Below are 22,949 nucleotides of genomic sequence, written 5' to 3'. Positions count from 1 at the left end.
AGCGTGTTTCACATGGAATATGATGGCATTGTCGAAACAATCGACAGTTGGTGTAAAAACAACAAAATAACAAACAACAGCTACAGTCAGTTTGAGTACTATGGAATGAGCTATAAAATCAAATAGATCTGTTTGATAAAAATAAATTTAGGACAATTTTAAATGTCTGAATCTAACAAAATCGTGGTATATGCAGCGCTCTTCGGCAATTTAGCGATTGCACTGGTGAAGTTTGTCGCTGCCTATATCACGAATAGTTCTGCCATGTTGAGTGAAGCTATTCACTCTGTGGTTGATACTTTAAATGAAATCTTACTGCTCTACGGTATGAAAAAATCGCAGCAGCCAGCAAATGCACGCCATCCGTTTGGCTATGGGCGAGAGCTGTATTTTTGGGCTTTTATTGTGGCGTTGATGGTCTTTGCTTTGGGTGCGATCGTGTCGATTTATCAAGGGATTAGTCATATTTATCACCCCGAAGAAATGCAAAATCCGATGATTAACTATATCGTATTAGGTATTGCGATTTTGTGTGAAGGGACCTCTTGGTTTGTGGCATTGAAAGCATTTCGTAAAATCAAAGGGAAACAGGGCTATTTTGAAGCATTTCGACGCAGTAAAGATCCGACGACATTTACCGTGTTATTTGAAGATTCAGCAGCGCTGATTGGTCTGTTTATTGCCCTGATCGGTATCTATTTATCACACGCGCTGAATATGCCAATGCTTGATGGTCTGGCATCAATTCTAATTGGTGTGGTGCTCGCTATTTCAGCGATCTTACTTGCACGTGAGACTAAAGGATTGCTCATGGGAGAAACTGCTGACCCACAATTGAGGCATAATGTCTTGATGGTTGCAGAGCAAGATCCAGCAGTGCATTCTGCCAATGGGGTGTTAACAGAGCAGATGGGTGCACATCAAGTTTTGGCATCTTTGAGTCTTGAATTTAAAGATAATTTAACGTCAGATGATATAGAAGCTTGTGTCAACAGAATTGAAGCACAAATTAAACAGCTTCATCCTGAAATTGTGGCACTCTTTGTCAAGCCTCAATCTCGGAAGGTTTGGCTTGAGCGCATGAAAGGTCGTCTTGATCAATAGGTCTGCGAGGTTAAATACTTTGCAAGGTTTGTCAGCATAGTGAATGAATTTTAAATACACATGAATCAAAAAACTCAATCAGCACAGTTTCAAATCAGTACTAAAAGCTGTATGAAACATACGTGGACGAAGCCTGTATTTGATTATCTGGCAACTGACCATTTTAATGGGGAAAATTTTTTTAATACCCTTCGAAATCCAGATGCGTTTACGCGTAAAGATATGCTGAAATGGATCATGACGCGTAAAAGCGATACATGGAAAGTAGATCGTGAGCAAGAATACCAACAGTTTTTTGCTTCTTCGCGTAGCATTCCGCAAAATCGACCTTTGGCTAAAATGGATGATTGGTTAGTTTGGTTTGTTGGGCATGCTACGGTGCTAATTCAAATTGGGCCATATAATTTTTTGACCGATCCTGTATGGGCGGAGTATGCAGGACCACGTCAAGGGACTGGACCACGACGTGCTTGTCCTGCAGGAATTGCCTTAGAAGAATTACCTACAATTCATGGGGTTTTACTGAGCCATAATCATTATGATCATATGGATTTAGCAACCTTGAATTGGTTACATGAACAATTTGCTATGCCGATTTATACTGGTTTAGGCAATGCTTATTATTTACCCACACATTTCAATGTCATTGAACTTGATTGGTGGCAATCGGAAATGTTTGAAGATTTGCGTATCGTTTATACGCCTGCACAGCATGGCTCAGGGCGTGGTTGGCGAGATCAAAATCATGCCTTATGGGGAGGTTTTTCCATCGTGCATAGTACAGGACATTTCTTCTTTGCTGGAGATACGGGCTATGCTGCACATTTCAAACAAATCCATACACGCTTAGGTGCACCCCGAGTAGCGTTATTACCGATTGGAGCTTATGAGCCACGTCGTTTAATGAAATATTTGCACATGAATCCCGAAGAAGCTTTTCAGGCGCATAAAGATTTACAGTCAAAATGTTCATTGGCCATGCATTATCGGACTTTTCAGTTGACTGATGAAGCTAGAGACCAACCTGAACATGACTTACATCAAGCCATGCGAAAAACATCAAAGTTAATGAATCCATTTTTAACCATGCATGAAGGCAAAAAATTGATTGTTTAAGGATTAATAGAAGGTAATTGGAATATTTAATGCCAAGAAAAAACCACCTTAAAAGGTGGTTTTTTTATTCAAAGATAAAACTTAAAGCAAGCCTGGATTACCTTGAGCTGGATCAGTTGCACGAGCAGCTTGCGCATCCGCTACAGTTAAGCCTAATGCTTTTGCAACACCTTCACCATAAGCTGGATCACATGCGTAACAGTTACGGATATGACGATATTTGATGAAGTCGAGTGCATCGCCCATTGCGCCAGCAGTGTTATTAAACAATGCTTGTTTTTGTTCATCATTCATTAAGTTGAATAATGCACGTGGTTGACTGAAATAGTCGCTGTCATCTTCACGATAATCCCACAAGTCAGCATCACCAGTAATTTTCAATGGTGGTTCTTTGTATTGTGGTTGCTCTTGCCATTGGCTGAAGCTGTTTGGTTCATAATGCGGTGTTGCACCATAGTTACCATCCATACGGCCTTGACCATCACGACGGTTCGAGTGAACAGGGCAACGTGGTGCATTTACAGGAATTTGGTAATGGTTTACACCCACGCGATAACGTGCAGCATCAGCATAGTTGAATAAACGCGCTTGCAGCATACGGTCAGGTGAGAAGCTAATGCCCGGCACCAAGTTACTTGGTGTAAAAGCGGCTTGTTCAACATCTTGGAAATAGTTTTCAGGGTTACGGTTGAGTTCGAATTCACCCACTTCAATCAACGGATAGTCGCCTTTAGGCCATACTTTGGTTAAATCAAATGGGTGATAAGGTACTTTTTCTGCATCAAGTTCAGGCATGATTTGAACGTACATTTTCCATTTTGGAAAATCGCCGCGTTCAATTGCATTGAACAGATCGGTTTGTGAGCTTTCACGGTCTTTGGCAATAATCGCTTCAGCTTCAGCATCGGTTAAGTTTTTAATGCCTTGTTGAGTGCGCATGTGGAATTTAACCCAGAAGCGTTCATTATTAGCATTAATAAAACTGAAGGTATGGCTACCAAAACCATGCATATGACGGTAACCATCTGGAATACCGCGGTCAGACATCACAATAGTAACTTGGTGTAGAGCTTCAGGAAGTAAAGTCCAAAAATCCCAGTTATTAGTTGCACTACGCTTATTGGTTTTAGGATCGCGTTTTACTGCTTTGTTTAAGTCAGGGAATTTACGAGCATCACGTAGGAAGAAGACAGGTGTGTTATTACCAACTAAATCCCAATTACCTTCTTCAGTATAGAATTTCAGGGCAAAACCACGAATATCGCGTTCTGCATCTGCAGCACCACGCTCACCCGCTACGGTAGAGAAACGAGCAAAAAGTTCAGTTTTTTTACCAACTTCTGAGAAAATTTTAGCGCGGGTATATTGGGTAATATCGTTAGTCACGGTAAACGTACCGAAAGCACCAGAACCTTTGGCATGCATACGACGCTCTGGAATTACTTCACGAACGAAATTACCGAGTTTTTCATTAAGCCATAGGTCTTGGGCAAGTAAAGGACCACGTGCACCTGCCGTCATACTGTTCTGGTTGTCTACAACAGGAGCACCAGCATCAGTTGTTAGGTGGGTGACAGGACATTTTTTAACGTCGTCGCTCATTGAGTATCTCCATTATTATAATCATGTATTAAAGTTGGGAGTTATAAACTTTCAATTGATAACACGCTCAACAGCACATGACATTAACCGTTTTGTTAATTCATTTTAAAGTGACAATGTGACAACAGTTTTTCTCTCATTCTAAAATTTTTCAAGCAGCAATCAATCGAAGAGAAGTCATAAAACTGTAGCCGTTAAAAGCTTAAAAATCTTTATATACTTATTGACTCTAAAGCTTTCTGTGGCTTTTGACAAATGGAAAAATAGTTTTGAATAAATGGTTAATTCGATTGATTAAGTTATTGAATTTATATTATTTATTTATATATTTTGTTTTAATATTTTATCCATGAATTAAACTCAAATATATAGCTATGATAGGTAGAACAGGACGAAATATCTAAATCCATATTTTTATTATGGATTTTGGCCTTAATATAGGTTTTTTAGCTGATTCTAGTTAATGAAAGACATTTTTATGTTGTTAATATTGCAGAGCTTTTCAACATTAAAGACATTATTTAATACTTAAAATAAGCTAAAAATACAGCTGAAGAAATATTGGCAAGTGGTCTAAGTTGTTTTAGAAAATTGTAAATAAATTCTTTATGGGGTGATGCTAGTTGGCACACCTATCTTTATTGTTGTCAGGTCAGGTGTTGTCACTCCAGCTTGAATCGATTCCTACATCATATCAACATACTAGGCAACCTTACGTGATCGCATATCGTAGTTGAGGGGGTTAATGGCGAACCCATTTTGACCTCGGGATATATTTTACTCCCAAATGGATAAGCACTTAAACAAGACTGGACCGTATTGGCATGAGCACATGGCACGACTGTGTGGCTGATACAAGTGCTCCTTCAAGTGATTATACAATGGGCCTGTGTATAGTTTGCAACTAGTCATAGATGGTGCAATCGACAGTTGTTTGAGGCATGGCTATGTAGTGGTTACAACAGATTATCAAGGACTAGGTAAGCCAAAACAGCACCCTTATATGAATGTAGTCAGTTAAGTTTATAATTTGGTGGATTCTGTACATGCACTGCATTCTTGGAAGCCGAAGCAATTTAATAAAGACTGGATGGTGATGGGGGCATAGTCAAGGTGGTGCAGCTGCTATTGCGGTTGCAGCTCAGGGACAAAAAGATGCGCTTGAATTGAATCTTAAAGCTGCAATACCCTTGGCACCGGGTGGTTATCAATATGAATGTATTGCTGAATACGTAGAAACCAATCCAAATCCAGATACCAACGTAGCGGCATTTTTCCCAATCCTGTTGTTGGGAGCAGCCGCAGCAGATCCATCGATCAATGTAAATCAACTGGTTAGTCCAGATATGCAGTCTTTATTAAATCAGGCCGTAAACGCTGTTTGTCAGAACTACAAACTGAGTTAAAACAAGCACCTCAGCCAATCTTTTAAAAAATTCAGACTTAAGGCCATCCCTAAGCTATTTAAAACGGCAGTCGATTGAATATATGACCCTAACCGTAACACTGATGTTTGTTTAAGGCGCCGCAGACCATTTGTCGATCACCTTGGTACTCAAAGTTATTACCAAAAAGTGTGCAAATAAAAAATTGCCAGTAGTCTATCAGGCGATCCCAAATGGTGATCATCGTGGTGCATTAGGCCATAGTCCAAAATATACGGCTGAATTTTTAAAGAGCTTACAACTGGCCAGCATTGCAAAGGCGTATAAATGAGACAAGTAAGCTGGCAATAAAAGCTTAACTTCTAAAGCACTTTTATTGACGGATGAAACAAGTGATGAATGATTTTCTTCTACCGTAAAAATGAATTTCCTAAATATCTAAAATAACTGGTTTAAGAGCCGATTTTTTGTAAATAACATGACTTTATTTTATTCACCAATGCATTTGAAACGTCATTAGACTTGTCCGCGAAGTCTAATCGCGCAACATATGAATTATATCTCGCTTTAATTCATCCCATTCAGTAAAGTTTGGTACGATCAACAAGCTTTGCGACACAAAGCCATAACACACTCTTTGTATATTTAAAGCCATTGGCTTGAGCTTTTCCTCGTTATTTATAAAAGGCTTAAGCATGTGTTGCCACATTTGCACCATCATGACATAACTTTTACGGTAACTTTCAATATCTGAAATCCGCCGTTCCAATAAAAACACCTGTGACCATAAAAACTGCTGCGCTTGAATTTGCTCAATTTGGAAGTGGATGATTTGCTGTAAATACTCTTGAAAATCCAAATCTGTGGATAACTTCATCAGCGATTGTGCATAAGTTTTCATCTGTTCGGCATTGTGCTTCACATGTAAATGAATGGTCAGCGCAATCAAATCTTCCTTCTTGGAAAAATATTCATAAAATGTCCCTAAGCCAACGCCTGCAAGGTCGGTAATTTCACGAATGGTAATTTGACTGGCAGGGCGCTCATGCAAAAGCCGAACAAAACTGTCCTGTAAGGCTTCTTGGGTCAGTTTGGCACGAGATTGACGTGGCTTGCGCCGTATTTGAATGGCTGAATGCTTCATATTTTTTAGTGCGGAAAACCGAACGTCTATGCTTTAAATTTTCTCTATACTGAAATGAAACGCCAACAAGAACAAGCGGAAAATATAGACGATGAATACATTAGAACAGACATGGATGACACATCAAATCAGCAACCAATTTGATGAACTGGAAAGCTACAATCTATTTTCAAGTGATACGGTTTTACACGAAATCTTAAAACGCTACGGCAGCCATGATCAGCCGACTTTATGTGAAATGGGCAAAGTCGCAGGTTCGAGCGAATATTTTCAGCATGGGGCTTTAGCCAATAAACACACGCCAATATTACATGCCTTTGATGCGCGTGGTCGCCGTACTGACTTTATCGAGTTTCATCCCTCATGGCATAAATGGATGGGTCTCAACCGCCAGTTTGATACCCATGCACATCCATTTAATCAGCCAAATTCCAAGGCAAAATGGGTGGAGTGGGCAGCACGTTTTTATTTAGCAGGTCAGGTCGAGTGCGGCAATTTATGTCCAAATTCAATGACGCTCGGCAGTATTCCACTCATTCAGCGCGAACCTGAACTATGGGCGAAAATTGGCGAGAAACTACTATCGACTGAATATGATGAACGCGATGTACCGATTGCGCAGAAAAAGTCGATTTGGCTCGGTATGGGCATGACCGAAAAGCAGGGCGGTTCAGATGTACGTGCTAATGAAACTATAGCTGTGCCTGTGGCAGAAACAGGACGAGGCAAAGCTTATTTACTCACGGGGCATAAATGGTTTTTCTCTGCACCGATGTGTGATGCGCATTTGGTGGTGGCAAAAACCGAACAAGATGGCTTGGCTTGTTTCTTTGTGCCGCGTTGGTTGGAAGATGGCACGAAGAATAATATTCAGGTGCAACGCCTAAAAGAAAAAGTCGGTAACCGCAGTAATTCAAGCTCGGAAGTCGAATTCAAAAATGCATGGGGCATTATGATTGGTGAGGCAGGGCGTGGCATTCCAACCATTATTGAAATGGCAAATTATACCCGTCTGACCTGTTCGGTCGGTTCGAGCGCCATGCTGCGTCAAGCTTTGGTGCAATGCATTGCCTATACTCGTCAGCGTCAGGCTTTTGGTAAACATTTGATTGAACAACCCTTAATGCGTGCAGTTTTGGCAGATTTGGCTTTAGAGAGTGAAGCAGCGACGCAGCTCAGTTTTCATTTGGCGCAGTGCTATGAATCAGATGATGCCTTGTCTGTGGCATGGAAACGCATTATGACCCCAGCAGCTAAGTTTTGGATTTGTAAACGTGCAGTCGAACTAACTGGTGAGATGATGGAAGTCTTTGGTGGTAATGGTTATGTTGATAACGGCATCATGGCGCGCATTTTTAAAGAAGCACCTGTGAATACCATTTGGGAAGGTTCAGGCAATGTTATGTGCCTAGATGTGCTGCGCGCGATTGGGCGTGATCCTGAATCTATTGAGGTGCTGTTTAAAGATTTGGCCAGTACAGCAAGTACAGATGAAAGCTTGCAAACAGAATTGCAGGACTTGTTCAGGTTGTTCCATCAATCGCCTGAAGATTTACAATTTATGGGGCGCAGTCTAGTGAGCCGTTTAACGGTCTTGGCACAAACGGTTTTACTGAAACGCTATGCGCCTGACTATGTAGCAAATGGCTTTATTCAAAGCCGTTATAGCGCTAAACATGGGCAAGTAGTGGGGATGTTGGACGCCAAAATGGTCGATGTGGAGCGTTTGCTGGAAAGAGCTTTCGCAAGTTAAATGCAACGTATTTTCCTCTCCCTTTGGGAGAGGGGGAAAAATGTGGCAAAGCAATTTTTTTATGGCCTTGGGGCTAACTACGCTGTATCAAAAAGCCATAGGAAAGTGCTTGAAAAAATCTAAAAATAGATCAATATATGCACTACAGTACGAGGGTGCTGTATAGGCAAAAAGGTGAATGCAAATGGCAAAGAAAAAAGTCCTGCCTGAAGTTGAAGTTCGCAACTTTGTGGCAAAACACATGAACGATTTTAACAAAAGCCAAACTTTTGTAGATCGAAAGAAAAATGCAAAACGCGGCTATGCAAAGCACAAAAAAGGGGGATATTCGAATGATTATCTCCCTTTTTATTTCAGTGTATTTTCTCAGTTTTTAGTCTACTAAATGATTCGGCTTCAACATCTGCTTAAACAAATTCCACATCATATTCCATACGTTTTGCTGTTTGCTTCGCAATCTCTAAGCCATGCAATTTGGCCACAATATAAAGCGATGCATGGATCCCCGAAGAAATCCCCGCAGCATCTAAGACTTCAACTTCGTTGAATAATAAGATACCAACGTTCATTTAGGTGGTTCCATGCAGGATTTAAAGCATTGGTTTTGAGTTGAAATATTGAACATTAAAACACCGCTTATTTTGAAAATAAGTCTTCAAACATTTTGTTGAATGTGGATTTTTGTTGTGGTCTAGACGCTGTGCTTTGATGTTTTACGGCGTTATTAGGTTGCTGAAGTACGTGTTCCACCTGACTGGTCAATTGCTCAAACCATGTTGCGTCGCTGTGCTGCGTCTGATTTAGCTGTTTGGCGCGCTGTGCAGCCAGCACCGATGGATCATTTTTACCTAAGCGGCGCTGCTGTGACGCAGTAATTTCTATACCGAGTAAGGGGGGAATACGAGAGCGGCTGACCGGAGCTTTGGATTTTGTTGGCTTGGTTGGGCGTATATTGACTTGTTGTGCTTGGGGCGGTCTAGGTCGAGTTGAGGATACTTTTTCAATCGGTGTATCGTGTTGCAGCTCTAACATTTTTTGTTTGAGTTGCGGATGGATCTTTGTCATATAAAAGGCAATGGCGACAAAAGCCAGAAAAAATAAAAAATCCATCATCACCTCATTTTATTATTTTACATGAGTGTTCTTAAGCACTCACGATTCGGGTTGCCGATTTCACCATATCACCAAGACCATGAGTCTTGAAGTAGTACTCCATCATGCTTTTCACCATCAGTGGATTATTCATGCTCAAAGCACGATCCAAGAGCTCTTTTGCATCTGGCATCGGCACATGGCAGATGGCTTTACGAACTTTCAGGATATTACTCGAACTCATCGATAGGGTATTAAAGCCCATCGCCATCAGTAAAATAGCTGTGAGTGGATCACCGGCCATTTCTCCACAAATACTAATCGGCTTGTCGTATTTATGACATTCTTGCACCAAGCGAGTCAGCGCACGAAGTACGGCTGGGTGTGAGTGTGAATAGACATTGGCAACCCGTGGGTTATTACGGTCAACCGCAAGTAAGTATTGGGTTAAATCGTTAGATCCGACCGAGAAGAAGTCAACCAATTCAGCAAACTCATCGATCTGTAACAGCACACTCGGCACTTCGACCATGATGCCGATTTTGGGTTTGGTAATTTTCACCTGTTCTTCTTCTTGCACCGCTTGCCAGTCACGATCGAGCAAATACAACGCTTCTTCGACTTCGCTGACACTGGTCACCATCGGCAGCAATATATGCAAGTTGTTCAGGCCAATACTGGCTTTGAGCATGGCACGAATTTGGGCTGAAAAAATCTCAGGATGATCGAGAGTAAAGCGAATTCCACGCCAACCCAGTGCTGAGTTTTCTTCTTCAATCGAGAAATAAGGCAGGTCTTTATCTGCACCAATATCGAGGGTACGCATCACCACTGGTTTATTGGCAAAATGACTCAGCTGTTGACGATAAATAGCGCGCTGTTCTTCTTCACCAGGGAAGCGATCACGCAGCATAAACGGAATTTCAGAACGGTATAGACCGACACCTTTGGCGCCACGTTGTACACCGCGAACCACATCGATCATCAAGCCAGTATTTACAAACAATCGAACTGCAACACCATCAGGGGTGATGGCATCTTTGGTTTCGTATTGCTTCAGATCTTTGGCAATTTGCTCTTCTTCTTTTTGAATCTCTTTATAGCGTGTGCGTAAACGACGAGGTGGATTGATGAATACACGGCCTTGATGTGCATCGACAATCATTTCGACATCATCGAGGGTATTAATTGGCAGTTCAGTCACGCCGACTACAGTTGGAATGCCGAGGGCACGTGCCACAATCACCATGTGTGAGTTCATGGCACCTTCGGTGGTCACAATCGCCGCGATTTTATCGACAGGGAGTTCAACCAAGGCAGCCGTAGAAATTTCCTCACCAATTAAAATGCTTTCATCGGTGATTTCACGGTGACTGGCATCTGCTTCTTGTAAATAAGCCAAGATACGACGCCCCAGATCTTTTAAGTCTGAAACACGTTCACGGAGATAGTCATCTTCCATCTGTGCAAACAGCGCAATGTGTTTATCAATAACAATGCGTACCGAACCTTGTGCCCAGTTACCGTCACGAATTTCACTTTTGATTTCCGCGGGGAGGGCATTGGCATCGAGCATTCGCAAGAACACGCTAAATAATGCACGTTCTTCGGCCATGAGGGCATCTTGCATTTTTTCATCGAGGGACAGAATTTCTTGACGAACTGCGTCTATGGCATTGTCGAGTAATTCGAGTTCTTCACTGATGTCATCGGCTTCACGATCGGGGACTGAAGCCAAGTCAGCAGGTGGATACAGGATGACTGCACGACCTAGCGCAATACCGCCTGAACCAGAAATACCTTGGAAAGTTTTATAGGCAGGGAGGTTGTTGGGCTTACGAAAGACTTCGATATTCCCGACGGCATGTGCATGGGCAATCACCCCTGAAAGTTGAGCGCACAAGGTCACGAGGAAAGATTCGGCAGCTTCGCTAAAGTCTTGAGGCTCTTTGTTTTGAACCACCAAGACGCCCATAACTTTACGGCGATACATCACCGGAACACCGAGGAAGGAATTGTAAATTTCTTCCCCCGTTTCTGGCAGATACATAAAGCGTTCGTGTTTGGGTGCATTGTCTAAGTTGACGATTTCTTCACGTTGTCCAACTAAGCCGACCAAACCCTCACTGGTATGCAAAGAGACATGCCCAACGGCTTCAGGGTTTAAACCCTTAGAAGCCATTAGTAAATAACGATGATTTCGTTCATCAAGCAAGTAGATTGAGCAGACATCCACATGCATGGCTTCGGCCACTTGATTGACCATAATGTCTAAAGATTCATGCAAACTGGCCGACGCATTAATCTCTTGGACTATGCGTCTTAAGGTATCCAGTTGCATGTTCGACATCGTGTCTGCTCCAAAATTTATTCTGCTTTATTTATAACAACACTCATCCTAAAAATCTGCATCCATTCTGCAAATTTTTACGGTTTTTGCGGAAGCTGATTGCACAGCTCCACCATGGCTTTACGATATACATCGCGTTTAAAATTCACCACTTGACCCAAAGGGTACCAATAGCTGACCCATTGCCATTGATCAAACTCTGGTGGGTCTGACAAATCCAGCTGAATATGCTGTGCCGAAGCCGTCAGTTTTAATAAAAACCACTTTTGTTTTTGACCAATACAAACGGGGTCTGAATCCGTACGTATATACCGATGTGGCAAACGATAGCGCAACCACCCTTGGGTTTGTGCTATCACCTGGACGTGTTGGGGCAGTAAGCCAACTTCTTCTCTCAGCTCACGGTAAAGTGCCTGTTCGGGGGTTTCTCCATGTTGGATACCTCCTTGTGGAAATTGCCAGGCATTGTGACCAATGCGCTTTGCCCATAAAACTTGTCCAATGTCGTTTGCCAAAATGATCCCGACGTTGGGTCGGAAACCTTCTGAATCGATCATTTGGCTACCTAAATATTGTGTAATTTATGACTTTGCTCACGGGGACGTTTATTTCTGTGTCCATCTCGAAAAAGCAAAGTGTAAAAATGTTAAAATTGTTATGATCTTAACGAATTTCTATCGACTAGCGGAGATAGATTTACAATTTTTTTCTTAAATTTCAGCTTTTACGAGTATTTTCATGAAATTGGCACTGTTTGACCTTGATCACACCTTATTAAATACCGACTCAGACCATTCTTGGGGGGAGTTTTTGGTCAATGAAGGCTTGGTTGATCCAATTCATCATCGTGCCATGAATGATAAATTTTATGATGATTATAAAAAAGGCCAGCTTGACCCGATTGCTTATAATGAATTTGTATTTGAGTTTTTAACTCAACATGACAATGCCTACTTAACTGAGTTACATCAGTTGTTTATGAAAAAAGTTATTCGTGCGCAAATGCGTCCTGAGGGCTTTGCTGCCATTCAGCGCCATCAAGATGCAGGACATCAATTGGTCGGGATCACCGCAACGTCTGATTTTATTACCGCACCGATTTTTCGTGAATTTGGTATTACTGAAATCATTGCGACCAATGCCGAAGTTGTGGATGGTAAATATACGGGTAAAGTGATTAATACTCCGTGCTACCAAAAGGGCAAATTAGTCCGTTTGAATCAATGGTTAGAAGGTCGTGATGTGACAGAATCTTGGGCCTATTCAGATTCGATTAATGACCGCTTCCTATTGGAATATGCCGATCATGCCTTTGCAATTAACCCAGATGACCGTTTAGAAGTCCTTGCAAAAGAACAAGGTTGGGACATTCAAGACTGGTCAATTCAAGCCTAAAAATAGATATGATAAAAAAGCATCATTAGATGCTTTTTTATTTGACGTCCTTTTGATTAAACTTCAGCTCACTAATTTGAACTATCGCTCTATATGCAGACAGAAGCTTCTTTTAAACATTTAATTCAAATCTTTATAGGGCCACGTGCTCAATCTTATTTAAAGTTCATAGAACAACAAGCTGGGCAGAACAGTGGCCTGAGTTGGGCGGGGTTAATTTTTGGGCCCTATTGGTTACTCTATCGGAAGATGTATCGCTATTTCTTCTTATTCTTTGCGGTTGGTTTTTTGATTAGTATGTTGGCACTCATCATCGGAGTGCCTGATCAAGTCTTGATGGGGCTAGCATTGATTCCTAACCTCATACTCGCTGGCATCGGAAAGCGGCTTTATAGCGATTTTGCGGTGCAAAAGACCAAAGCCTATATGCAGCAGCCGAAATATAGTGAGCAGGTGTTTGCTGAAGAAGGCGGAGTGAACTGGGGGCTGCCTTTGTTGTTGGTATTTATTCAATCGGTCGTGATGATTATGCTCAGTTTGCCTTTTATTCAATTTTCACCGCTGTAGAATTCTGTAATTGAGTGCGTGTCCGTTCCGTGTTATATCCTTAAAACAGAATAATTTTGTATCCATAAACAATAAGTTTTAACACGGAGAATGACAATGAGTGTACGTCCACGCATGACTCATCTATTTGAACAACTGGGTTTAGATTCGAGTGAAGACGCGATTGCTTTATTTATCGTGACGCATCAACTCAGTGCCCAAACTAAAATTACCGAAGCAGACTATTGGACAGATGCTCAGCGTCAGTTCTTGGCCGAAAAAATTAAGTCAGATGGTGAATGGGCGATTATTGTCGATCAATTGAATGAATCATTACATGAAGATTCGTTGACGAAGTAAAACTGACGGGTCTTCCTTGGTTTTTTTAATGGGATCGGCTGAAATAGGCGATCCCATTTTTAATGCAAAATAAATTTAAGCGACCATTCAACATATAGAAAATCATTCGCTTTTTCTAAATGCTCAAACAGATCACTAAAAAAAGCCACCATAGCGGTGGCTTGATTAATAACTGAATTTTGTAGGTAAAAATTCAATTAGATGTGTTTCATCAATTCAACCAGCTTTTGTGCAGCAAGTGACTGAGTACGGCCTGGGTGCCATACCATGCCCAATTGACGATTCATGTTTGAAGGTAAATTCAATTGTTTTAAATCTTGGTTCAATAAGGTTTTAGGAAGGACAGACCAACCGAGACCAATTGAAACCAACATGCGAATCGACTCAAGTGAGTTATTGCTCATGGTGACTTTTGGCTTCAGGCCATACTTTTCAAACTCAGCCAAAGTAATTTGACTGGTATAGGTTTGCGCCGCAGGTAAAAGACTTGGGTATTGGATCAAATCTTCTAAGGTTAAATGTTCAACTTGCGCCAAAGGATGGAAAGGCGCAACCACGAATACCAATGGATCATTCCATGTCGTGATGTATTTTAAACGGCTGTCACCTTGTGGCGGTAAAGTCAAAAATGCCAACTCTAAGTCACCTGCCAAAACTTGCTCATGGGCTTGTTCAGAATCAACAAAGTGTACATCTAAGGTCACTTCTGGAAACTGTTGTACATATTGACGCAAATGCGCTGGTAAATGGTGTAAGCCGATATGATGGCTGGTACCAATTTTCAGTTTACCTTGAACCTGACCTTGCTCATGGCTGAGCGTATGGTGAATATCGCCCAACTCATTCAGCCAGCTTTTTACTTTTGGCAAGAGAGAGTTTGCTGCATGCGTCGCTTGAACACCACGACCCGCCGATTCAAAAAGTTTGACACCGAAGTATTCTTCTAAACTGTGAATACGCTTGGTTACAGCAGGTTGCGTAATGAAGAGCTGATCTGCTGCCAAAGAGATCGAACCAGTTTCCATAACTTTTACAAAGGCTTCAAAGGCTGCGAGATTCATCTTCATTCCTATAAAGAATTTTTATGCTTAGTCTCATTGTTATAATATTTTAAGAATAAATCAAAGGGAAAGTTGTATCTTTTGATTTAAAACTAGGCGTTCAAGCCATACTACGCGTTAAATCTGAGGGGATTTTTCGAGTTCTATAGCGTTATTCGAGTGCTTGATTGTTGCATGATTCGAGATGGAGCTGTGACGTTTTCAGCTCAAATGCGTTGTTACAAAGTTGTTTTTTAAACCGAAACCAGAGTTATGCATAATATAAAAAATACAGGGCTGAAAAGTATTTCAACCGTTTGAATTAAAGAGGAGCGATGGCGTTTCTTTTAACTCAGCATTGAACTAAAACAAAAATGAACTGAAGTTTTGATGGCTTGGGGAACATACTTTTCAGTGAATAATTAAAGTAACAGGTACAGTCAGGGCGGCATCGATTAGTGATAGCGTACCTCACAGGGAGAAGGCGATGGATATTAAGCACATTAAAAATTTATTGGATATTTTTGAAGGGACAGTCGAAAAGCGCTGTGCGGTATATGAAATCGCAGATGATGAAGACGACGAAAACCGTGCAGCAGCCGAGTGTAATGCGGCAAAAAACAAACTGATTCTTGCGATAGAGCAATTGGTTGAGGCGCATGACCAACTGGCTTTACAGCAAAAAACCAAGCTTTGATGATCCGTCTGCAATTGAATCTATAGGATGAAATCGATGGAACGTTAAAGTGGATGGAGTAAAAGAACGTTTTAAGATCATTAAAAAACCACCGTGATGGTGGTTTTTTTACAAGGAGCAGGGTTGGATTAAGCGGGGATATTTTCCTCTGCAGCTTTATCTTTCTTTTCCCATGCTTTTTCGTGGAAGAAAAAGGCAACCGCTTGAACAGTTGGTTCAAGTAAACTTAAGGTAATAGCCATTGCAATACTGCCTGTCACGTAATAACCAACCAACATCGCAACCGTGATATGCATGATGTAATAGCTCAAGGTTTTTTTGAACATGCGCTGATTATTTTCGACGAACTTGTTAATGTGTGCCATGAAAATGCTCCTTGTTAAATTGATAAATCTTGGCAATGAGTTAATAATAATGATTCTTATTTGCAATGTAAAAGAGAAAATTCAATTTATGATCATTGAATTTTTAAATTACTGTTTAAAAATGGCAGAAAGTGAACAAAAAGTCGGAGAAAATTCTAAAGTCTCATCTGCTGAAAGTATTGAAGTGAGCGTGTTTTAAACGCATTAATGGTCTTTAAAATGCAGCGGAAATCAGCAGTTAAATATCATTCCTATAAGTTTTTAAACTAATAAAAATGATAAATTAGATTTATGTGAATACGTGGTTATAATCGATTTAACGAAAGAATTTACCCAGTCCAGTGGAGCAAATCGACATGGCAGGCGAAACCCAAAAAGCGGAAACCCAAACAAAAAAAACCTTGTATGACAAATTGTGGGATGACCATCTAGTAAAACAACGAGATGATGGCTCTTCATTATTGTATATCGACCGTCATTTATTGCATGAAGTGACTTCTCCACAAGCCTTTGAAGGGCTACAGCTTGCAGGTCGTAAACCATGGCGTTTAAGTGCTAACGTGGCAACGCCAGACCATAACGTACCTACTTCTACTAAGGAGCGTGCTGAAGGTATTGCAGGTATTGAAGATGATACTTCACGTATCCAAGTGCAAACTTTAGATGACAACTGTAAAACTTTTGATGTGGCCCAGTTTGACATCAACGATGTGCGTCAAGGTATTGCGCATGTGGTTGGGCCAGAACAAGGTTTAACCTTGCCAGGTATGACCGTGGTGTGTGGTGACTCACATACTGCAACGCATGGTGCTTTTGGTTGCTTGGCTCATGGTATTGGCACATCTGAAGTTGAACACGTGTTGGCGACTCAATGCTTAGTTCAAAAGAAAATGAAGAACATGTTGGTGCGTGTTGACGGTCAATTGGGTCAAGGCGTTACTCCTAAAGACGTGGTTTTAGCGATTATCGGTAAAATCGGTACGGCAGGTGGTACAGGTCACGCAATTGAATTTGGTGGTCAAGTATTCCGTGATATGTCGATTGAAGGTCGTATGACGGTGTGTAACATGGCGATCGAAGGTGGCGCGCGCGTGGGTATGGTGGCTGTCGATGACAAAACCATTGCCTATGTGAAAGACCGTCCGTATGCACCGAAGGGCGAACAGTGGGACGCTGCAGTAGAGTATTGGAATACTTTAGTGTCTGATGAAGGTGCGCATTTTGATACTGTTGTGGTGTTGCAAGGTGAAGAGATTGAGCCACAAGTGTCTTGGGGGACTTCTCCTGAGATGGTGATTCCTGTATCTCAAGCAGTGCCAACTTTAGAACAAGCTAAAGATGACGTACAGCGTAATGACTGGACACGTGCATACAACTACATGGGCTTAGAAGCAGGTCAAGCTTTGGCTGATATTCAATTAGACCGTGTATTTATTGGTTCATGTACCAACTCACGCATCGAAGATATTCGTGCAGCGGCTGAAGTGGCCAAAGGCAAAAAAGTGGCGGCATCGATTAAGCAAGCCATGGTGGTGCCGGGTTCAGGTTTAGTCAAAGCACAAGCAGAAGCAGAAGGCTTAGATAAAATCTTAATCGAAGCAGGCTTTGAATGGCGTGAGCCGGGTTGTTCAATGTGCTTGGCAATGAATGCTGACAAATTGCAACCGGGTGAGCACTGTGCATCGACGTCTAACCGTAACTTCGAAGGTCGTCAAGGTAATGGTGGTCGTACACATTTGGTGAGTCCAGCAATGGCAGCAGCTGCGGCAATTGCTGGTCACTTTGTGGATGTGCGTACATTCTAGTTTAAGCCCTCATCCCAACCTTCTCCCTGAGGGAGAAGGAGTTCCCTCTCCTTTTAGGAGAGGGTTAGGGAGAGGTCACGGATTCAGTGAGAAATAAACATGAAAAAATATACCGTTGAACAAGGTATCGTTGCACCATTAGACCGTGCCAATGTTGATACAGATTTAATTATTCCAAAACAGTTTTTGAAATCTATTAAGCGTACAGGCTTCGGAGCCAACTTATTTGATGAGTTGCGCTATTTGGATGAAGGCTATTTAGGTCAGGACATTTCAAAACGTCCGATTAACCCCGATTTCGAATTGAACAAACCGCGTTATCAAGGTGCATCGATCTTGATTTCACGTGCTAACTTTGGTTGTGGTTCAAGCCGTGAACATGCGCCATGGGCGTTGGAAGAATATGGCTTCCGTACCGTGATTGCACCAAGCTATGCGGACATTTTCTTTAATAACAGCTTTAAAAACGGCATGTTGCCAGTGATCTTGTCTGAAGAGATCGTCGATCAGTTGTTTAAAGAATGTGCTGCATCTGAAGGCTATCAATTAACCATTGATTTGGCTGCGCAAGAAGTGCGTACACCGAGTGGTGAAGCATTTACATTTGAAGTCGATCCATTCCGTAAACACTGCTTATTGAATGGCTTGGATGATATCGGTTTAACTTTACAAGCAGCCGATGATATCCGTGCTTATGAAGAAAAAACCAAAGCATCTCGCCCTTGGGTATTTGCAGAAATTAAAGCTTAAGTCAGTGTCACTGTAGAACTTCTTAGTAGTCAGTCGGCTTAAGTCTTGTTAATATCAGGCGAAACAAAATTTATACGTTAGCCAGAATTTATCAGGTTGGGTTCGAAAAATGAAAAAGTTCTTCGGTCAGCTGGTTGTAACGGGAGCGCTGTTTGCAACGCTCTCTGCCTGTCAAAGCTTTGACACGGCACGCATTAAAAATGTGAAAGAAACTGAAAGTACAAACAATAATGCTTTGATTTACTGTGCAGGTACAGCGCACTGTGAATTTGAGCGTTTTGATCAAATACAAGTGGTTGATCCAAATAATCAACGTGTACAACGTGCTGCGATTAAAGCAGGCATTGTACGGTTGAATGGTCGTTCATTGTCTGAACCTAATCCTTTGTATTTGTCTGTACCTACAGGTCAGCATGAAATCGTGATTCGCTATTATCCAATTTCTCAGGAAAAAGCAGAGCGCTTGCATGTCATTCACAACTTTAGGTCCAAACACGAGTACACCTTTAAAATGTACCGTGAGCGTTCAAAAAACAGAGGCAGTTTACTGGATAAATCTGCGCCTGATCCGCTCTGTGTAGACTTAAAGCAAGGTGCAAAAACGATTCGACGTTTCTGCCGACCCTACAATGTCCTCACAGGACTTGGTGAGTTTGTAGAAAAGAAACTTTAAATCTGACTGGTAATCAAGCCAGCGTATAAATGGAAAGACTCATGTCAAAACATATTTTGATTTTACCAGGTGATGGTATTGGTCCTGAAATCGTGAAAGCGGCTGAACAAGTGCTGACACGTGTAAACGAGAAATTCAACTTAGGTTTGACTTGGGAACAAGGTCTTTTAGGTGGTGCAGCGATCGATGCGCACGGTTCACCTTATCCAGATGTAACAGCAGCACAAGCGAAGACTGCTGATGCGATTTTATTGGGTGCAGTGGGTGGTCCTAAGTGGGATACCATTGAGCGTTCAATTCGTCCAGAACGTGGCCTATTAAAAATTCGTTCAGAATTAAATTTATTTGCCAATTTACGTCCAGCAATTCTTTATCCGCAGCTTGCAGATGCGTCGAGCTTAAAACCTGAAATCGTAGCAGGTTTGGATATTTTGATCGTACGTGAGTTAACTGGCGGGATCTATTTCGGTCAACCACGTGGTATTCGTGAACTCGAAAACGGCGAAAAACAAGGTTTCAATACTGACGTATATGCTGAATCTGAAATCAAGCGTATTGCCAAAGTTGCTTTTGAAATGGCGAACTTACGCGGTGGTAAAGTGTGTTCAGTGGATAAAGCCAACGTACTAGAAGTGACTGAGCTTTGGAAACAAACTGTAACTGCGTTAAAAGAAGAGCAGTATCCTGAAATTAACTTGTCTCATATGTATGTTGACAATGCTGCTATGCAATTGGTCCGTGCGCCAAAACAGTTTGATGTAATCGTGACAGGTAACTTGTTCGGCGATATCTTGTCTGATGAAGCGGCGATGTTAACCGGTTCTATCGGCATGTTGCCATCGGCTTCTTTAGATGAAAATGGTAAAGGTATGTATGAGCCTTGCCACGGTTCAGCGCCAGACATCGCAGGTCAAAACATTGCGAACCCATTAGCAACGATTCTGTCTGTTGCTATGATGCTGCGCTATACCTTCCGTGAAGAAGCGGCGGCAAAAGCGATTGAAGATGCAGTAGGCAACGTCTTAGATCAAGGCTTACGTACAGGTGACATCATGTCAGAAGGCAGTACTCAAGTCGGTACTGTTGAAATGGGTCAAGCTGTAGTTTCTGCATTGAACTAATGGCGAATCAAAAAACGCAGCGTTTATGCTGCGTTTTTTTGTGCCTAGAAATTATCAATCTTAGAATTGATGCGCTAACAGGTGCGACCAGTTAATCGGACATCAGTTGCAATATTATGCTTTAAGCGAAATTGAATAAGGCAGTTTAACTCAACCTCATAGCGTGTATTTCCACTGGGAATCGGCACAGCAGCGCCGCTGCCCATGCCCATTGCGGGATTTTCAGCCATCGGTAAAGGAATACTGATCGGGCGTGCGACACGATAACGGAGGTAGTCAGAACTGACCTCTACGGGAGAGGTTCTTTGATAGCCGAGTTTGCTGAGATTAAGTTCTGCTTGAATCGTTTGGCTCGATTGACCAATAAATGAGGTTAAATAGCGTTCACGTTCAACGGAGGATATCGTTGATGTCGTGCTACAGCCAGCCAAGCATACAATGCTTAGAACGCATCCCATGCTCAATATCGGACGAATAAAACGCTGATCTTTGTAAACCTGATGTTCTAAAATAAATTCCATGGGTCAGTTCCTCACGAAATAAATTCAGTTTAGTCAGATCGGTCTGTATAACACTGTAGTCATTTGATACACGGTCATCTGAGCAAGATTAGCCTCTAGTATTCTCATGCAGGATCAACAAGCTCTGCCAACATAGTCAATGGATTCAACTATTTGATTGCGTAATTTGAACTCGATTTTACATTCCATATCGACAGTGACACCACCTTTAGACGGCGTTGGGATAGGGGCGCCCATGGCTATACTGGTGCCGATATTTGGTGTACCAATCGGGATTGGCATCGAGCGTAAAATGGTATAGCTAAGTTTTTCATTGCTTTGTACGGGTGCTCCCATCACTTTATAGCCCAATTGACTCAAGTTGAGCTCTTTATGAACTTGATCAGCTGGCTGTCCAATATAGTGTTGTAGGGATTGATTGAGTTGCTTTTGGCCTGTCGTGGCGCAAGCCACACAAAAGATAGCACCGACTAATCCTAGATGTTTCATATGATTTTATGTCCTTATATTTTGAATTTTATAATCGAATTTTTATGTTTTTAGACTGTAAAGGAAAGCAAATTTGCAGTCAATTTTTATCATTGTATTGAAATAAATACAAAAAAAGCCACTTATAAAGTGGCTTTTTCGCTTCGCTAAAACTTAGCGCGCACGGTAAGTGATACGACCCTTAGTCAAATCATAAGGTGTCATTTCTACTTTAACACTGTCGCCAGTCAAAATACGGATATAGTGTTTACGCATTTTGCCAGAGATGTGAGCAATCACTTCATGACCGTTTTCTAAACGTACACGGAACATAGTATTAGGAAGCGTCTCGGTGACAACGCCTTCGAACTCGATGAGTTCCTCTTTATTGGCCATAGCCTACCTGAATGAATAAATTAGCAAGGCGCAAATTATAGTCAATTTTTTTTCAGAATACAAGCCGTAAAAGGCTTTGAACTGATCGACTGTCAGTAAAATAAGCGAACAATTCAGTTAAATATTTTCAACAAAAAATGTGCAGTAACTGTTGTCAGTTTGGTCAATCGCAGTTAATCTAAAATCAATCTTTTTAGGTATAAATGAAGTACATACAAGGAAGGTTCTGGAGTGGGTCAGCTAACTGATGCATCTGTTGTGTTGCGTTTAGGGTATCAAGCGATTCGTCGTGCCGGATTGCCAACAGAAGAAATTTTAACAAAAGCGGGTGTGGCATTAAATCAGGTTGAAACCAATGACCGTACCCCATTGAATGCACAATTTGCATTCTGGGTGGCTGCAGAAGAGGTCAGTAAGGATCCTGACATTGGTTTGCATCTGGGAGAGCATTTGCCTTTATATCGAGGGCAGGTGATTGAACACTTATTTATTTCATCTGAGAATTTCGGTGAAGGTTTAAAGCGGGCTTTGGCCTATCAACGCCTAATTAGCGATGCCTTTCATGCGCAATTGGTGATTGAAGATGACCGCTGCTATTTGACCAATGGTCATCAGCCTTGGGCAGAAAATATCGTGAATCGTCATTTTTCTGAATGCGCGATGTCCGGTGTTTTGCGTTTCTTTAAGTTTATTACTGAAGGGCGTTTTCAGCCGATTTATATCGACTTTAACTTTAGTCAGGGCGCGCCAGATGATGAGTATTTCCGTGTTTATGAATGCCCTGTGAGTTTAGGGCAGAAAGAAACCCGATTATATTTTGATCCGGCTATTTTAGAGTATCAATTGTGGCAGGCAGAACCTGAGTTATTACAATTGCATGAGCAGTTAGCGATTGAAAAACTTCAGGAGTTGGCGCGTTATGATTTGGTTGGTGAAGTTCGCCGTGCTATTGGTTCAACGCTTGAAAGTGGTGAAACCACACTCGAAACGGTCGCTGCACAGCTCAACATTACCCCACGTCGTTTACGGACTCAGTTGTCAGAAGCCAATACCAGTTTTCAGCAAATTTTGTCAGACTATCGCTGTCGTTTGGCTAAAAAATTATTGGCCAATACCAATGAAAGTGTGGAGCGCATTGTTTACTTAACGGGTTTTTCTGAGCCAAGTACGTTCTATCGCGCATTTAAACGCTGGACCAATGAAACGCCTGTGGAATACCGTAAGCGGAAGCAGCGTTAAGGTTGATCTTCGATAAAATCCTTTCCT

27 protein-coding genes are annotated in these 22,949 nt (G+C 41.7%); 16 read left to right on the top strand and 11 right to left on the bottom strand.

All coding sequences use genetic code 11. From position 1 onward, the window contains the following. The first annotated feature begins 162 nt into the window (after positions 1 to 162). Entirely contained in the window at positions 163 to 1,104 is a 942-nt protein-coding gene (locus MST17_RS14110; RefSeq protein WP_078192768.1) for a cation diffusion facilitator family transporter, read from the top strand. Positions 1,105 to 1,164: 60 nt separating this feature from the next. Continuing rightward, positions 1,165 to 2,220 (top strand): MBL fold metallo-hydrolase, encoded by a 1,056-nt coding sequence (locus tag MST17_RS14105; RefSeq protein ID WP_180026625.1) that lies wholly within the window; start codon positions 1,165 to 1,167, stop codon positions 2,218 to 2,220. A gap of 81 nt (positions 2,221 to 2,301) precedes the next feature. Here the strand turns inward: MST17_RS14105 and MST17_RS14100 are convergent, their stop codons facing one another. Beyond that, positions 2,302 to 3,822, bottom strand: coding sequence for a catalase (locus MST17_RS14100; RefSeq protein WP_180026624.1), 1,521 nt, complete (start codon positions 3,820 to 3,822; stop codon positions 2,302 to 2,304). Positions 3,823 to 4,988: 1,166 nt separating this feature from the next. Here MST17_RS14100 and MST17_RS17235 point away from each other — a divergent pair. Continuing rightward, positions 4,989 to 5,228, top strand: a complete 240-nt coding sequence (locus tag MST17_RS17235) for a hypothetical protein (RefSeq protein ID WP_180026623.1) — start codon at positions 4,989 to 4,991, stop codon at positions 5,226 to 5,228. A 130-nt stretch (positions 5,229 to 5,358) separates the two neighbouring features. Then, positions 5,359 to 5,538, top strand: a complete 180-nt coding sequence (locus tag MST17_RS17230; protein WP_180026622.1) for a hypothetical protein — start codon at positions 5,359 to 5,361, stop codon at positions 5,536 to 5,538. A 204-nt stretch (positions 5,539 to 5,742) separates the two neighbouring features. On the opposite strand, the gene MST17_RS14090 is transcribed toward MST17_RS17230, so the two are convergent. Beyond that, positions 5,743 to 6,351 carry a TetR/AcrR family transcriptional regulator gene (locus tag MST17_RS14090; RefSeq protein ID WP_180007140.1) on the bottom strand — a complete coding sequence of 203 codons (609 nt, stop codon included), beginning with the start codon at positions 6,349 to 6,351 and terminating at the stop codon, positions 5,743 to 5,745. Positions 6,352 to 6,442: 91 nt separating this feature from the next. Between MST17_RS14090 and MST17_RS14085 the strand changes: the two genes are divergently transcribed. After that, positions 6,443 to 8,104: an acyl-CoA dehydrogenase family protein gene (locus tag MST17_RS14085; RefSeq protein WP_180026621.1), complete on the top strand. Its 1,662-nt coding sequence runs from the start codon at positions 6,443 to 6,445 to the stop codon at positions 8,102 to 8,104. 184 nt (positions 8,105 to 8,288) lie between these two features. Beyond that, a complete protein-coding gene (locus MST17_RS14080; protein ID WP_067764150.1) occupies positions 8,289 to 8,489 on the top strand; it encodes a hypothetical protein in 201 nt (66 codons plus the stop codon). A 22-nt stretch (positions 8,490 to 8,511) separates the two neighbouring features. On the opposite strand, the gene MST17_RS14075 is transcribed toward MST17_RS14080, so the two are convergent. The 4 genes from MST17_RS14075 to MST17_RS14060 all read right to left on the bottom strand — a co-directional run bounded on the left by MST17_RS14075 (position 8,512) and on the right by MST17_RS14060 (position 12,103). Continuing rightward, positions 8,512 to 8,673, bottom strand: a complete 162-nt coding sequence (locus MST17_RS14075; RefSeq protein ID WP_180010167.1) for a hypothetical protein — start codon at positions 8,671 to 8,673, stop codon at positions 8,512 to 8,514. A gap of 67 nt (positions 8,674 to 8,740) precedes the next feature. Beyond that, on the bottom strand, positions 8,741 to 9,169 hold the full coding sequence (locus tag MST17_RS14070) for a hypothetical protein (RefSeq protein ID WP_180082394.1): 429 nt from the start codon (positions 9,167 to 9,169) through the stop codon (positions 8,741 to 8,743). Positions 9,170 to 9,248: 79 nt separating this feature from the next. Beyond that, positions 9,249 to 11,546, bottom strand: a complete 2,298-nt coding sequence (gene ptsP / locus MST17_RS14065; protein ID WP_168377918.1) for a phosphoenolpyruvate--protein phosphotransferase — start codon at positions 11,544 to 11,546, stop codon at positions 9,249 to 9,251. 77 nt (positions 11,547 to 11,623) lie between these two features. After that, positions 11,624 to 12,103 carry an RNA pyrophosphohydrolase gene (locus MST17_RS14060; protein ID WP_180010168.1) on the bottom strand — a complete coding sequence of 160 codons (480 nt, stop codon included), beginning with the start codon at positions 12,101 to 12,103 and terminating at the stop codon, positions 11,624 to 11,626. A gap of 181 nt (positions 12,104 to 12,284) precedes the next feature. Here MST17_RS14060 and MST17_RS14055 point away from each other — a divergent pair, with 181 nt between their 5' ends. From MST17_RS14055 to MST17_RS14045, 3 genes are all read left to right on the top strand, one after another. Further along, positions 12,285 to 12,941 carry an HAD family phosphatase gene (locus MST17_RS14055; RefSeq protein WP_078189728.1) on the top strand — a complete coding sequence of 219 codons (657 nt, stop codon included), beginning with the start codon at positions 12,285 to 12,287 and terminating at the stop codon, positions 12,939 to 12,941. 93 nt (positions 12,942 to 13,034) lie between these two features. Then, a complete protein-coding gene (locus MST17_RS14050) occupies positions 13,035 to 13,508 on the top strand; it encodes a DUF2628 domain-containing protein (RefSeq protein WP_180026620.1) in 474 nt (157 codons plus the stop codon). Positions 13,509 to 13,604: 96 nt separating this feature from the next. Continuing rightward, positions 13,605 to 13,847: a DUF2789 family protein gene (locus tag MST17_RS14045; RefSeq protein WP_078189726.1), complete on the top strand. Its 243-nt coding sequence runs from the start codon at positions 13,605 to 13,607 to the stop codon at positions 13,845 to 13,847. A 197-nt stretch (positions 13,848 to 14,044) separates the two neighbouring features. Here the strand turns inward: MST17_RS14045 and MST17_RS14040 are convergent, their stop codons facing one another. Then, a complete protein-coding gene (locus tag MST17_RS14040; protein WP_078189725.1) occupies positions 14,045 to 14,908 on the bottom strand; it encodes a LysR family transcriptional regulator in 864 nt (287 codons plus the stop codon). Between the two features lie 466 nt (positions 14,909 to 15,374). On the opposite strand from MST17_RS14040, the gene MST17_RS14035 reads away from it, so the two are divergent. Further along, complete coding sequence (locus MST17_RS14035; RefSeq protein WP_180026619.1) at positions 15,375 to 15,584, top strand: hypothetical protein; 210 nt, start codon at positions 15,375 to 15,377, stop codon at positions 15,582 to 15,584. Between the two features lie 128 nt (positions 15,585 to 15,712). Here the strand turns inward: MST17_RS14035 and MST17_RS14030 are convergent, their stop codons facing one another. Then, on the bottom strand, positions 15,713 to 15,949 hold the full coding sequence (locus MST17_RS14030; RefSeq protein WP_078189723.1) for a DUF2061 domain-containing protein: 237 nt from the start codon (positions 15,947 to 15,949) through the stop codon (positions 15,713 to 15,715). Between MST17_RS14030 and MST17_RS14025 the strand changes: the two genes are divergently transcribed. The 5 genes from MST17_RS14025 (at position 15,948) to leuB (ending at position 20,298) form a co-directional block, all read left to right on the top strand. Then, positions 15,948 to 16,148, top strand: coding sequence for a hypothetical protein (locus tag MST17_RS14025; RefSeq protein ID WP_180026618.1), 201 nt, complete (start codon positions 15,948 to 15,950; stop codon positions 16,146 to 16,148). The two genes, MST17_RS14030 and MST17_RS14025, sit on opposite strands and share 2 nt — an antisense overlap. 157 nt (positions 16,149 to 16,305) lie before the next feature. Then, positions 16,306 to 17,754, top strand: coding sequence for a 3-isopropylmalate dehydratase large subunit (gene leuC, locus MST17_RS14020; protein ID WP_180026617.1), 1,449 nt, complete (start codon positions 16,306 to 16,308; stop codon positions 17,752 to 17,754). A gap of 99 nt (positions 17,755 to 17,853) precedes the next feature. Further along, positions 17,854 to 18,504, top strand: a complete 651-nt coding sequence (leuD, locus tag MST17_RS14015; RefSeq protein WP_078189721.1) for a 3-isopropylmalate dehydratase small subunit — start codon at positions 17,854 to 17,856, stop codon at positions 18,502 to 18,504. A 109-nt stretch (positions 18,505 to 18,613) separates the two neighbouring features. Continuing rightward, positions 18,614 to 19,177 (top strand): hypothetical protein, encoded by a 564-nt coding sequence (locus MST17_RS14010; RefSeq protein ID WP_111884086.1) that lies wholly within the window; start codon positions 18,614 to 18,616, stop codon positions 19,175 to 19,177. A 41-nt stretch (positions 19,178 to 19,218) separates the two neighbouring features. Continuing rightward, positions 19,219 to 20,298, top strand: coding sequence for a 3-isopropylmalate dehydrogenase (gene leuB, locus MST17_RS14005; protein WP_078189719.1), 1,080 nt, complete (start codon positions 19,219 to 19,221; stop codon positions 20,296 to 20,298). Positions 20,299 to 20,372: 74 nt separating this feature from the next. Here the strand turns inward: leuB and MST17_RS14000 are convergent, their stop codons facing one another. The 3 genes from MST17_RS14000 to infA all read right to left on the bottom strand — a co-directional run bounded on the left by MST17_RS14000 (position 20,373) and on the right by infA (position 21,683). Beyond that, a complete protein-coding gene (locus MST17_RS14000) occupies positions 20,373 to 20,819 on the bottom strand; it encodes a hypothetical protein (RefSeq protein ID WP_306669366.1) in 447 nt (148 codons plus the stop codon). A 114-nt stretch (positions 20,820 to 20,933) separates the two neighbouring features. Then, positions 20,934 to 21,308 (bottom strand): hypothetical protein, encoded by a 375-nt coding sequence (locus MST17_RS13995; RefSeq protein ID WP_180007150.1) that lies wholly within the window; start codon positions 21,306 to 21,308, stop codon positions 20,934 to 20,936. Between the two features lie 153 nt (positions 21,309 to 21,461). Then, on the bottom strand, positions 21,462 to 21,683 hold the full coding sequence (gene infA / locus MST17_RS13990; RefSeq protein WP_001284370.1) for a translation initiation factor IF-1: 222 nt from the start codon (positions 21,681 to 21,683) through the stop codon (positions 21,462 to 21,464). 231 nt (positions 21,684 to 21,914) lie between these two features. Here infA and MST17_RS13985 point away from each other — a divergent pair, with 231 nt between their 5' ends. Continuing rightward, entirely contained in the window at positions 21,915 to 22,922 is a 1,008-nt protein-coding gene (locus tag MST17_RS13985; protein ID WP_078189717.1) for an AraC family transcriptional regulator, read from the top strand. The last annotated feature ends 27 nt before the right edge of the window (positions 22,923 to 22,949 follow it).

It is taken from the genome of Acinetobacter sp. YH16056_T (genome assembly GCF_024605895.1).
GTDB lineage: Bacteria > Pseudomonadota > Gammaproteobacteria > Pseudomonadales > Moraxellaceae > Acinetobacter > Acinetobacter amyesii.
The sequence above is the reverse complement of the archived record's forward strand: the minus strand, read 5'-3'. Positions and strand labels throughout refer to the sequence as shown.